The 12,385-nt window shown below is 73.6% G+C and carries 10 protein-coding genes; 6 read left to right on the top strand and 4 right to left on the bottom strand.

The window, feature by feature from the left end; all coding sequences use genetic code 11:
* Positions 1-61 precede the first annotated feature (61 nt).
* Both E4099_RS20030 and E4099_RS20025 read right to left on the bottom strand, forming a co-directional pair.
* Complete coding sequence (locus E4099_RS20030; RefSeq protein ID WP_245245022.1) at positions 62-538, bottom strand: hypothetical protein; 477 nt, start codon at positions 536-538, stop codon at positions 62-64.
* Positions 535-1,629 carry a hypothetical protein gene (locus tag E4099_RS20025; protein WP_135340470.1) on the bottom strand — a complete coding sequence of 365 codons (1,095 nt, stop codon included), beginning with the start codon at positions 1,627-1,629 and terminating at the stop codon, positions 535-537. The genes E4099_RS20030 and E4099_RS20025 overlap by 4 nt, the downstream gene beginning before the upstream one ends.
* A 558-nt stretch (positions 1,630-2,187) precedes the next feature.
* On the opposite strand from E4099_RS20025, the gene E4099_RS20020 reads away from it, so the two are divergent.
* From E4099_RS20020 to E4099_RS20010, 3 genes are all read left to right on the top strand, one after another.
* Complete coding sequence (locus E4099_RS20020; protein WP_135340469.1) at positions 2,188-3,438, top strand: glycosyltransferase family 4 protein; 1,251 nt, start codon at positions 2,188-2,190, stop codon at positions 3,436-3,438.
* A complete protein-coding gene (locus E4099_RS20015; RefSeq protein WP_245245020.1) occupies positions 3,435-4,310 on the top strand; it encodes a hypothetical protein in 876 nt (291 codons plus the stop codon). The genes E4099_RS20020 and E4099_RS20015 overlap by 4 nt, the downstream gene beginning before the upstream one ends.
* A gap of 346 nt (positions 4,311-4,656) precedes the next feature.
* Complete coding sequence (locus tag E4099_RS20010) at positions 4,657-4,872, top strand: I78 family peptidase inhibitor (protein ID WP_135340466.1); 216 nt, start codon at positions 4,657-4,659, stop codon at positions 4,870-4,872.
* Positions 4,873-5,099: 227 nt separating this feature from the next.
* On the opposite strand, the gene E4099_RS20005 is transcribed toward E4099_RS20010, so the two are convergent.
* Positions 5,100-6,116, bottom strand: coding sequence for a phosphatase PAP2 family protein (locus E4099_RS20005; protein ID WP_245245018.1), 1,017 nt, complete (start codon positions 6,114-6,116; stop codon positions 5,100-5,102).
* A 557-nt stretch (positions 6,117-6,673) separates the two neighbouring features.
* Between E4099_RS20005 and E4099_RS20000 the strand changes: the two genes are divergently transcribed.
* Together E4099_RS20000 and E4099_RS19995 are read left to right on the top strand one after the other, a co-directional pair.
* Positions 6,674-8,458 carry an MFS transporter gene (locus E4099_RS20000; protein WP_135340465.1) on the top strand — a complete coding sequence of 595 codons (1,785 nt, stop codon included), beginning with the start codon at positions 6,674-6,676 and terminating at the stop codon, positions 8,456-8,458.
* Between the two features lie 303 nt (positions 8,459-8,761).
* Positions 8,762-9,952 (top strand): acyl-CoA dehydrogenase family protein, encoded by a 1,191-nt coding sequence (locus tag E4099_RS19995; RefSeq protein WP_135340464.1) that lies wholly within the window; start codon positions 8,762-8,764, stop codon positions 9,950-9,952.
* A gap of 4 nt (positions 9,953-9,956) precedes the next feature.
* Here the strand turns inward: E4099_RS19995 and E4099_RS19990 are convergent, their stop codons facing one another.
* Positions 9,957-10,391: a cell division protein SepF gene (locus E4099_RS19990; RefSeq protein ID WP_135340463.1), complete on the bottom strand. Its 435-nt coding sequence runs from the start codon at positions 10,389-10,391 to the stop codon at positions 9,957-9,959.
* Between the two features lie 230 nt (positions 10,392-10,621).
* On the opposite strand from E4099_RS19990, the gene E4099_RS19985 reads away from it, so the two are divergent.
* Entirely contained in the window at positions 10,622-11,980 is a 1,359-nt protein-coding gene (locus E4099_RS19985) for a DUF5685 family protein (protein ID WP_135340462.1), read from the top strand.
* Positions 11,981-12,385: the final 405 nt, after the last annotated feature.

Here is a 12,385-nt window from a genome sequence, read left to right as displayed (position 1 = left end):
GCGTCGGCCGCCCCTCCCCGCGGGGAGGGGCGGCCGACGCCGCTACCGGGACCGGGAGACCTCAGTAGCCGCTGCCGTGCCCGTCCCGGGGCGCGGGCGGCAGCGCCGGCTGGTAGCCGCCGCGGTACGGCCGCTCGTGCGGCTGCTCCCCGGCGCCCCGGCCGCCACCGGTCTGCCGCTGCCAGGTGGGCCGCCGGTCGTTCTGCCCCAGCTCCGCGAAGCTCACGAAGCCCAGCTCCTCGTCGCCCGTACGGTCACCCGGCAGCGCCCGGAACAGCCGGCGGTACTCGGCGTACAGCGCGTCGTAGATCGGTGTCCCGGACTGCCGGTGGTAGTCCGGAGCGGGGTCCTGCGCGGGGCGCATCGAGGGGATCGGAGCCTGGTACGGGGAGCGGGAAGGGGGGTCGTAGGCGTGCACGTAGGGGGCAACGACCAGCTCGCCCGGCGGATGCGGCCGCTGCGGCGAATGGGTCTGCGGCCCGTGCTGCTGCGCCGGCTGGACCGGATGGAACCGCCCGGGGCGGGTGCCGCTGCTCATGTGCCCGACAGCGGCATCACGGCGGCGACCAGGGCGCCGCGCGCGGCGGCCCGCTCCAGTGCCTCGCGCAGCTGGTCCTCGCGCGGCTGGGAGCCGATCGAGCCCACCGGGGCCGCGTACACCACCACGGAGGGCGATTTGGTCACGGCCGCCCGCCAGCCCTCGGTGACCGGCATCGGCCGGTGCGCCTGCCACCACGCCACCTGGCCACCGCCGGCGGCCGGCATCAGCACCGTGTGCAGCTGACCCATCGCCATCAGCACCGACCAGCCGCGGATCGGGGACGGCGTCCGGGAGACCTCGCCGACCGGCAGGAAGCCCTGCTCCATCAGGAGGGTGAGGAACTCGTCGCCCGGGCCGGTGGTGCCCGGCCGGGCGATCGGCCCGGTCGGCTCGACCACCAGTGCGGGGCGGGGCTCACCGTCCAGCAGCACCAGCCCGCAGGTCACATTGAGCACCGCGGGTCGGGGAGGCTCCGGGACCACCGGGCCGGCCGGCGCCGGCATCCCGCCCAGCGCCGGGCCGGGCATCGGGCGAGCGGCCCGGGCCGGCATCGGTGGAGTGCCGGGGCCGGGCATCGCAGGTGCGCCCAGGCCGGACATGGGGGGAGCGCCCAGGCCGGGCATCGGGGGAGCACTCGGAGCGTGCGTCGGGGGAGCACCCAGGCCGGGGGCCGGGGGAGTCCGCAGACCGGGCATGGCGGGGGCGGCGAGGCCGGGCATCGGGGGCGTGCCCGGCGAAGGCACCGCGGGCTCGGGCATCAGGCCGCCCGGCACCGCGCCCGGATGGCCCCCGCCGTACCCCGCCCCGGCCGGCACCGGCCGCTCGGCGGTGATCGAGGCCACCGCACCCTGCAACTGGTCCTCGGAGACCGGCACCACCTGCGAGGGCACGCAACTGGCGTGGGCGAACGCGAGGACCGCGGTCTCCTGACCGACGAAGAGAACGGTGCTGGTCCGCTCCTGCTCCGCGTCGCCCGGAGTGCGGCAGGAGGTGCAGTCGTAGCTGCCCGGGGAGTTCTCTCCGGCGAGCAGCCGGTTGGCTTCTTCGTCGCCGATCTCGGCGCGTACGTCGTCGCTGACGTCGAGCATGCGCGGCACGGGTGCTCCTCGGTCTTGTGCCAAGCACCGGGGTGGTCCCCGGTGCGGACTGCTCAACGGAGGACCGGTCTCGTGGGTCACGCCCGCCCGTCACCCGCCACCACCCTCAGCGGAAGGGGCCTTCTTCGCCCGTCGCCCGCCACCACCCTCAGCGGAAGGGGCCTTCTTCGCCCGTCGCCCACCACCACCCTCAGCGGAAGAGGCTTTCCTTCGCCCGTCGCCCACCACCACCCTCAGCAGAAGAGGCTTTCCTTCGCCCGTCGCCCGCCCCGCCGGGAGGCTCCGCCCGCCCCCAGGTGCCGCGCTGATGATCAAGTCCTGGGCGCGGGCGGGGGGTTCGGCGCCCCCAGAGCGCACTCGGCGGGGCCGGGTCTGATGGCCGGAAGGTGATGAGGGTTCCCGATCTTGGTTACCAATTGGACATCTGTTGTGAAACAACATGGTGTGCGAGCCCAACCTGGGGGTTGCCAGTCAGGTCTAACCCCATGCCAGGCGGATGCCGCACAGGTCCGCGGAGAGTCGGTGGGAAGCAGTGGGGTACCCCAACGGATGCACATCTCATTTCTTATTCACAACGCGTACGGCATCGGCGGGACGATCCGTACCACGTACAACACCGCCCGCACCCTGGCCGAGCACCACGACGTGGAGATCGTCTCGGTCTTCCGGCACCGTGACACGCCCGTCTTCGAGCTCGGTCCGAAGGTAAGACTCCGGCACCTGGTGGACATCCGCAAGGGCAGCCCGACCTACGAGGGAGAGGACCCCGACTACAGCCGGCCGGCCCGGGTCTTCCCCCGCGCCGAGGGCCGCTACGAGCAGTACAGCCTGCTCACCGACCGGCGGATCGCCGAGCACCTGCGCGGGGTGGAGGCGGACGTGGTCGTCGGCACCCGGCCGGGCATCAATGTGCACCTCGCACGGGAGGCCCGGCGCGGACCGGTCCGGGTCGGCCAGGAGCATCTGACCCTGAGCACCCACTCCGGGCGTCTCAAGCTCGCGCTGCGCGCCGCCTACCCGCGGTTGGACGCGGTCACCACGGTCACCGAGGCGGACGCGGAGAGCTACCGCCGGGAGATGAGGCTGCCCGGAGTACGGGTGGAGGCGGTGCCCAACAGCGTGCCCAAGCCCGAGCTGGAGCCGGCCGACGGCACCGGGAAATGGGTGGTGGCGGCCGGTCGGCTGGCCCCCGTCAAGCGGTACGACCTGCTGATCAAGGCGTTCCAGCGGGTCGTCGCGGAGCGCCCGGACTGGCGGCTGCGGATCTACGGCGCCGGCGGCCAGCACGCCAAGCTGCGCGCCCTGATCGACCGGCTCGGGCTCTACAACCACGTCTATCTGATGGGCCCGGCCAACCCGCTGGAGCCCGAGTGGGCCAAGGGCTCCATCGCGGCGGTCACCTCCAGCCTGGAGTCCTTCGGCATGACCATCGTGGAGGCCCAGCGCTGCGGCCTGCCGGTGGTCGCCACCGACTGCCCGCACGGTCCGGCCGAGATCATCGAGGACGGGGTGGACGGCCGACTGGTGAAGTCCGGGGACGTGGGTGCCATCGCCCGGGGACTGCTCGACCTGATCAACGACGACGAACTGCGGCAGCGGATGGGCCGGCAGGCGCTGGAGCGCTCCGCCCGTTTCGATCCGGCGAACGTCGCCGGACGCTACGAGGCCCTCTTCGCCGATCTCGCCCGTCGCGGCGGGTTGCGCGGGGCGTTGCACCGCACCCGGGGCACCCTGCTCGGCGGAGTCCTCGCGACCAAGGACGTCGGCCGTTCCCTGATGCGAAAGACGGAGACCGCGTGACCGCCACCGCTGTCCAGCCCGCCGCCCCCGAGGAGTCCCCGACCGTGACCGTGACCGTCCCGCCCCGTGCCCACTGTGTCGCGGACCCCGCCGGCACCCTCACCTTCGACGTGTTCGACTGGCGGCCCGCCGGGGCCGGCGCGGGCCTGCTGCTGACCCCGCGCGGCCCGGAGGGCGCCGCGGACACCCTGCGGTTGCCGCTCGCCCCGATCGCCGGGGAGCGGCTGCGTGCGGTGCTGACGGTCGAGACCCCGTTGCCGGAGGGCCGCTGGGACGTGTACGTGGCCGAGGACGGCGCTCAGCCGCGGCGGCTGAGCCCCGGGAACCACGATCTGCGCGCCCTGGTGGACCGGGAGCCGCCCTCGGGCGCCGGGCCGCTGGCGGTGCGCATCCCGTACGCCACCAAGTACGGCAACCTCTCGGTACGCAGCTGGGTGCGCGCGCCGCACGTCGAGGCCGGGGACATACGCGTCGGTGCCGAGGAGCTGACCGTCCACGGGCGGCTGGCCGGTGCCGAGCACCCCGCGGACCTGCTGGCCGGCGCGGTGCTGGAGGCCCGGCCGCGCGGGGCGGAGCCGGGGACGGGGCCGACCGCCAAGCCCACCACCGAGGGAGCGGCCTTCAGCTGCGCCCTGCGCTACGCCGACCTGGTGCGCGACTGGGCCGGCGAGCGGCTGCTCCTGGACCTGTGGCTGCGTCCGGCGGACGGCGCGCCGGTCCGGCTGGCACGGATCCTGGACGATGTGCCGGACAAGAAGGAGATCTTCGTCTACCCGGCCCGGGAGGTGGCCGCTCCGCACGGGGCGGCGCGGGTGGTGGCGTACTACACGGTGGACAACGACCTCTCGGTGCGGGTGGAACGGGCGGGCTGACCGGGCCTGGGCGCGACATCCGTTCGGCTCTCCGAACATGTGGCGGAATTGTGTGTTCCGTGGATGGTGTGCGCCCGCCGGCCGGAGTCTTCGGGGAATTCCCGGGGAGGGGCCTCCCGGGTCTCGGGGGCGAGGGAATTCGGGCACCCGGTGAGAGTTATCGGAAGAACAGAAGTACGGCATTGCCGGTGACCCGGGACGGAGGCGTTCCAGTGGTATCGAGAAGGCGCCGGCAGGCAGAATTTTCTGTGACAGAAGTGTGACCCGTCACGCATCGAACGGGGACCTGCCCGCGGGCCCCCGGCGGGCCTTCCGCCGCCGGGGCCGGCCGCCTACGGTGGCGGGTATGGCACCTGTACCGCACCCCGTACCAGAGCCCCACGACGCCCCCGAGTCCTACGTCGGACTGGATGCCGACAGCGCGGAGCGGCAGGCCCGCGCGCGCGGCTGGAGTCCCGTCCGGCGGCTGCCGCCGGGCGCGATCATCACCATGGAGTACGTGGCCGGCCGGCTCAATCTGGAGGTCGAGGACGGCACCGTACGGCGCTCCTGGAAGGGCTGAGCGCTCGCGCGCGGCGACCGCGGCGCCTCGCCGGTGTGCGCGCCGCTCCGGCCGCGGGATGCCGATGGGCTGGTCCGCGTGGTCCCCGCGCCCCCGGGGCGCCCTCAGGACGGCGCTGGGCGGCCACCGCGGCCCACGGCCGTCGCGGGCGGCAGACCGAACAGGACGGCTCCGGCCCGCTCCCTCCGGGGAGCGGGCCGGAGCCGTTTCGCGGTCGCGCCGCCGGGTCAGCCGCCGACGCCCCGGGGGCGGCCGGCCGCCGGCCCCACCGAGGAGGCGGTGCGCGAGGTGCGGTCGGGGTGCTGCGGCCGGCGGCTGCCGCTGGGGGTGACCGGAGTGCGCTCGGAGCGCGCGGTGTGCGGGCGGGCCGGATGGTGCGGCCGGCCGTCGGGGGTCCGGGCGGCTCCGCGCCCCCCGACGCCCACCGGTTCGCGGGCGGGCAACTCGCCGTCCTGCGCGGCGCGCGGCGCGGCCAGCGGCCTGCCGAACGCGGGGGGCGACACCGGAGCGGACGAGACCCCGCTGCGCACCCGGTGCCAGATCGCCAGCAGGATCGGCTCGGCCCAGATGATCAGCGGCTCCAGCCAGGGCAGGGCGAGCAGCACCAGCAGACCGGCGGCCCAGCCGAGCAGCACATCGCTCACCCAGTGGGTGCCCAGGTAGATCGTGGTGACGCCCACTCCCAGGGCGAACACGGCGGCCACCACCGAGGCGACCCGGCGCGCCCGCGGGGTGGTGGCCAGATACGCCAGGACCCCCCAGGTGACCACCGCGTTGGCGGTGTGGCCGGAGGGAAATATATCGCCGCCGGCCCACATCTCGTTGGAGCCGACGGTGGTCGCGTAATGCGGGCCGAGCCGGCCCATGCCGAGCTTCGCGGCGCCCACCGTGATGTTCAGCAGCAGCAGCGAGGTGCCCAGCACCAGCAGCGGGCGCAGGGTGCGCTGCCGCCAGGAGCACCAGCCCAGCCAGGCGGCGACGGCCACCGCCGTCGGCCCGCGCTGGCCCATGACCACGAAGTAGTCCAGGAGGGTGTGCACCTCCGGCCACTGCTTGTACGGACGGAAGAGCATGACCTGCCAGTCGAGCTTCACCAGCCACGAGGTGGTGAGCACGCCGATCACGGTCGCCGCGTAGACAGCCAGGGTGGACCCGAGCAGCAAGCAGCGGATCCGGGTCATGCGTGGCCGCACGAGATCGGTGGGGCGTCCCTGTCGCCCAGGGAGCTTGTCATCGGTACGCACTCAATCGACGTTACATTGCGTGACAGGCGGACTCTGTCGATCAGGTCGCTTCGTGATGACGATGTGATGTGGAGTGCGTCTCGTTCGAGACTTTAGGACACCACATTCCGTGAATTCCGCAAAGCCGCGCCCGAATCCTCTGGAACAGTCATACGAGAGTTCCGGCGCTTTTCGTTCGGCAGCGTTTATCCGTGATTGGTCGCCCCGTTCCTCCGTGTTTCCTTCCGCGGGCGGCCGGGGCGAGCCGACGGCCTCGGCCAGGTGGCTGGATCCGGTCGGCCGATCCTCGGTTCGGGTCCGCCGCGGACCCGAACGGGGAGAGGAGCCGGTCTGCGGGCCACCGGCCGCGGCGGAGGGACAAAAGGGAACAGCGGTGCGGACTGCCCGGTCACCGGGCTGCGGCGTGGATCTCAAGATGACCCTGGGGCACCCCCCGCACTCGGGGACTCGCGTACTCTGACGTCTCACTCGCCCATGTCACCGGGCCGCCGGGTGCCGTCTTCACGACCCCGCCCGTCCGGCCTCGGCCGCGAGCGCAAGAACTGGGAGGTGCGTACATGTCCGGGACGACCACGGCCCGCGATCGGCGGACGGCGGACGTTCCCCGGCATCGGCGCGGTACCGGCGCGGGCGGCGGGACCAACCGCTGGCTCGTGCTCATCATGCTCTGCGTCAGCCTGCTGCTGGTCGCGGTGGACGGCACGGTGCTGCATGTCGCGGTACCGGCGGTCAGCGAGCACCTGCGCCCGGGCCCCATCGAACTGCTGTGGATCGTCGACGCGTACCCGCTGGTGTGCGCCTCGCTGCTGATCCTCTTCGGCACCCTGGGGGACCGGGTCGGCCGGCGGCGCATCCTGCTGCTCGGCTACGGCCTGTTCGGCGCGGCCTCCGCGCTCGCCGCCTTCGCGGGCAGCCCCCAGGTGCTGATCGTCGCCCGGGCGCTGCTGGGCGTCGGCGGCGCCATGATCATGCCGGCCACCCTCTCCATCCTCCGGCAGGTCTTCCCCGATCGCCGCGAACGCGCCCTGGCCATCGGCATCTGGAGCGCCGTCGCCGGCATCGGCGCGGCCGGCGGGCCGCTCATCGGCGGCCTGCTGCTGGAGCACTTCTGGTGGGGCTCGGTCTTCCTGATCAACCTCCCGCTGATGGCCGTCGCCCTGCCGGTGGGCCGCTGGCTGCTGCCCGAGTCGGCCGGCGACCAGGACGGGCCGTGGGACGTGCTCGGTGCGCTGATGGCCGCCTTCGGGCTGGCCTCGCTGGTCCTGGGGATCAAGCGACTGGGCAGCGAGACCTCCCCGTTCGGCCTCCTCACCCTGGGCTGCATAGCCGTCGGCGCGGTGCTGCTGGCCCTCTTCGTACGCCGCCAGCGCCGCCGCAGCCACCCCCTGGTGGACCTCACCCTCTTCTCCCGTCCGGCCTTCGGGATATCCGTCGGCTGCATCGTGCTGGCCCTGCTGGCGCTCGTCGGCCTGGAGCTGATAGCCGCCCAGTACCTCCAGCTGGTCCTGGGGCTGACCCCGCTCCAGACCGGCCTGCGGCTCCTCCCGCTGACCTGCGCCGCGATGGCCGCCGGGGTGGTGGGGTCCAAGATGCTGCACCGGCTCGGCCCCCGTCGGATGGTCTCCACAGGCTTCCTGCTCACCGCGCTGGCCGTCGCCTCGCTCACCCTGATGGGCCTCACCGACCGGCCCTGGGTCCTCCTCGGCGGGTTCGTGGTCCTGGGCTTCGGGCTCCAGATGACCCTCTTCGGCTCGTACGAGTCGATGCTCAACGAGGCCGCCGCCGAGTCCGCGGGCGGCGCCGCCGCCATCGGCGAGACCTCCTACCAGCTCGGCGCCGGCATGGGCATAGCCTTTCTGGGCAGCGTGATGAACGCCGCCTACGCGCCAGGGGTCTCCGCGATATCCGGCGTCCCGTCCGGCGACACCCACGCCGCCCGCGAGTCGCTCGCCGAGGCGTACGAGGTCGCCCACCGGCTCGGCGGAGCACCCGGTGAGGCCCTGCGCGCCGCCGCCCGCGCCTCCTTCGTCCACGGTCTGCACATCACCATGGCGGTCAGCTCCGGGCTGCTGCTGCTCGGCGCCCTGGCCGCCCAGCGCCTGCCCCGCGCCATGGACTGCGGGACCGCCCAGCCGGACGCCGGCGAGGGTGGCACCGAGCGGGTCCCGGACGCCCCGAGCACCGAGAAGGCCGCGAGCGCCGACGACGCCGAGGCCCTCGCGGACACCGCGGCCGCCGGTGATCCCGCGGACGCCGAAGGGTCCCCGGACGCGGTGGACGACCAGCGGGCGGTGGCCCCCGACCAACGGCACCCCGCCGTCGCGGCCGAACCCTCCGGCTGACCCCCACCCCGGACTCCGCCCGGGGCCTCGACCGGCCACCACTCCAGAGGGACGGTGGGTGGTCGCCAAGCGCTACCAGCGACCACGTGAGCGGGGGCACCCCGCAGCGTTGGCGGATGGTTCCGGTCCCAAGGCCTTGGTGGGGCGGTCTCGTGTGCCGCCGGCCACCGCTCCCGCGGGGAAGGGCCGCACCCGGCCGGCACGCCTGTGGCCGGTCTCCCCTCCGGGGGCTCTGGACGTGGGGCGTTACCCGGCCGTAGCGTCGGGCCGAGCCGTGAAGATCCTCTGCCGGAGGCGTAACCCATGTCCACGCGTAGCCTGCCGCCCTTCGACCCCGCCGACCCGCTGGGCATCGACGACCTTCTGGACCCGGAGGACCTCGCCGTCCGGGACACCGTCCGGCAGTGGGCCGCCGACCGGGTGCTGCCGCACATCGCCGAGTGGTACGAGCGCGGCGAACTCCCCGCCATCCGGGAACTCGCCCGCGAGCTCGGCTCCATCGGCGCGCTCGGCATGTCCCTGAAGGGCTACGGCTGCGCCGGCGCCAGCGCCGTGCAGTACGGCCTGGCCTGCCTGGAGCTGGAGGCCGCCGACTCCGGCATCCGCTCCCTGGTCTCGGTGCAGGGCTCGCTGGCCATGTACGCCATCCACCGCTACGGCTCCGAGGAGCTCAAGCAGCGCTGGCTGCCCGGGATGGCCGCCGGCGAGATCATCGGCTGCTTCGGACTGACCGAGCCGGACCACGGCTCCGACCCGGCCGGCATGCGCACCCACGCCAAGCGGGACGGTTCGGACTGGGTGCTCAACGGCCGCAAGATGTGGATCACCAACGGCTCGGTGGCCGGGGTGGCGGTGGTCTGGGCGCACACCGACGAGGGGATCCGCGGCTTCGCGGTGCCCACCGACACGCCCGGCTTCTCCGCCCCCGAGATCAAGCACAAGTGGTCACTGCGCGCCTCGGTCACCAGTGAGCTGGTGATGGACGAGGTGCGGCTGCCCGCCGACGCGGTGCTGCCCGGGGTGACCGGCCTGCGCGGGCCGCTCAGCTGCCTGAACCACGCCCGGTACGGCATCGTCTGGGGCGCGATGGGAGCCGCCCGGTCCTCCTTCCACAGCGCCCTGGAGTACGCCCGTACCCGGGAGCAGTTCGGCCGGCCCATCGGCGGCTTCCAGCTGACCCAGGCCAAGCTGGCGGACATGGCGGTGGAGCTGCACAAGGGCGTACTCCTCGCCCACCACCTCGGCCGGCGCATGGACGCCGGGCGGCTGCGCGCCGAGCAGGTGAGCTTCGGCAAGCTGAACAACGTGCGCGAGGCCATCGAGATCTGCCGCACCGCGCGCACCATCCTGGGCGCCAACGGCATCTCCCTGGAGTACCCGGTGATGCGGCACGCCACCAACCTGGAGTCGGTGCTCACCTACGAGGGCACGGTGGAGATGCACCAGCTGGTGCTGGGCAAGGCGCTCACCGGGCTGGACGCGTTCCGGAACTGACGGCTCAGCTCTGGTTGAAGAACCCGCCCGCGGTCCGTCCGCTGTCCCCGGTGACGATCTGGTAGTCGGCCGGGGTCAGCAGGAAGACCCGGGTGGCCACCCGCTCGATCGAGCCGCGAAGACCGAAGGTCAGGCCGGCCGCGAAGTCCACCACGCGCTTGGCGTCGGAGGGCTCCATGGTGGTGAGGTTCACGATCACCGGGATGCCCTCGCGGAACAGCTCGCCGATGGTACGGGCGTCCCGGAACCCGTCCGGGGTGACGGTGGCGATGCGGGTGCCCTGGTCCTGGGCACTCTGGTCGGCGACCCGCACTCGGGGATCGGTCACCCATGCGTCGCTGGGCTCGGGTCCCTCGGCGTAGTCGTCGTCGTAGTAGCGCTCGTCATCGCTGTCGTCGACGAGGCCAAGCCAGGCACTCGCCTTGCGTACCGATCCCATGGACGCCTCCTCTCACCACCGGTGTGTACTGTCCGCCCCTCTATGGTCCTCCATGATGTGGATGGTGCGCCAAGCGGTTGGCTGCCGGACAGGGAATTCGTGACGGTACTGGTGCACAACGTTTGGCGGCCGATCAGAGTTCCTCCTGCGTACGGCGTCTGACGGGGTGGTGGGTAGACTCCGCCGAGCCGGACGGGTGACGTCGGCGGCGTACGGGTGAACGGGGGAGCATGTTCGGGATTATCCGTCCTTGCAGACATCGGCTGTCCGAGGGACTGCGCACCGACTGGATGGCGCATATGTGCGGGATGTGCCTCGCACTGCGGACCGACCACGGTCAGTTCGCCCGGGTGGCCACCAACTACGACGGCCTGGTCATATCCGTGCTGACCGAGGCTCAGTCCCGGCGCCCCGGGGCGGCCGGGGGCTGGCGCCGCACCGCCGGTCCGTGCCCGCTGCGCGGCATGCGCACCGCGCCGGTGGCCCGGGGGGAGGGGGCGCGGCTGGCCGCGACCGTCTCCCTGGTGCTCGCCTCGGCCAAGGTCCGCGACCATGTGGCCGACCGGGACGGGCTGCTCGGCCGCCGGCCGTTCGCCGCCGCCGCCCGCCGGGTGGCCGACCGCTGGGACCGGGCGGGGCTGCGTACCGGCGCGGACATGGGCTTCGACACCGCGGTGCTGCTGGACGCGGTGGGCCGGCAGGAGGGCCTGGAGCGCGCCGCCGGCCCGGGTACCCCGCTGCTGGAGATCACCGAGCCGACCGAGACCGCGACCGCCGCGGCCTTCGGCCACACCGCCCTGCTGGCCGAGCGCCCCGGCAACCGGGCCCCGCTGGAGGAGGCGGGCCGGCTCTTCGGGCGCCTGGCGCATCTGCTGGACGCGGTCGAGGACCTGGAGGAGGACGCCAGGACCGGGGCGTGGAACCCGATCGCCGCGACCGGGACCAGCCTGCCCGAGGTGCGCAGGCTCTGCGACGACGCGGCGCACGGGGTGCGACTGGCGCTGCGCGACGTGGAGTTCGCCAAGGGGGCCGACCGGCTGGCGCATGTGCTGCTGGTGCACGAACTGCGGTACGCGGTGGACCGGGCGTTCGGCCCGTCCTGCGCCCACGGGGGCGCCCAGGGCGGACATCCGGCGCACGGCTCGCCCGGGATCTCGCTGCCGCGCGGGGTGGACGGCGCCTACGGTGCCCCGGGCCCGTACGGCACCCAGGGCACCCACGGTGCGTACGGGCAGCCGCAGCCGCCGGCCTGGCCCGCGGATCCCCACCACCCGGGGGACCCGCATGTGCCCGGCGGCCCCTACGGCCCGGGCGGTCCGCACGGTCCCGGGGGTCCGGGCGGCGGCGGTCCCGGGGGTCCGCCCGGGCGCCGGCGCGGGCTGATCGCCGGCTGCACGGTGTGGCTGGGCCTCTGCTGCACCTGCCAGGTCTGCTGCCGCGATCCGTACTACGACCCGTGGACCGGCCAGCCCCGCGAGGGCTGGTGCCACAAGTGCGACTGCAGTAGCTGCGGGGACTGCAGTGACTGCGGCTGCTGCTGCGACGGTTGCGGCTGCTGCGACTGCGACTGCGGTTGCGACTGCGGCTGACCACCGCCCGGAGGCCGCCACCGGACTCCGCCACCCCGGCGGCTCGACGCCGCCAGGGTGGGCCTCGACCCATGTCAGTCGCCCCTTCCCGCCGCCCGGGAACACCCTGCCGTTCGATGTTCCGGCCGGTGAACGGGGGTCCGATCACCCGCTGATCCGTCCGACCGGACGCCTCGGGGGACACGCTACTCAGCACACCCCGGTGGCCGAGATGCCACCGGGGTGTGCGTCTGGGCGGTGCCCTGAGTTCGCTGGGCGGTCTTGCGCGGCTCCGGTCCATGCGCGAATACTTCCCGGAGCGCTTGTCAGGGGCACGACGAAAATCGGAGTCTCGCCGTGCCCGCTCTGGCTGCGCCTCACGAGCCCGCCCCCCCCACGGGGCCCCTCCCCGTCCGCTGCCGGGTG

It is taken from the genome of Streptomyces palmae, from assembly GCF_004684805.1.
Taxonomy (GTDB): domain Bacteria; phylum Actinomycetota; class Actinomycetes; order Streptomycetales; family Streptomycetaceae; genus Streptomyces; species Streptomyces palmae.
This window is presented reverse-complemented; position numbering and strand designations above follow the sequence as displayed.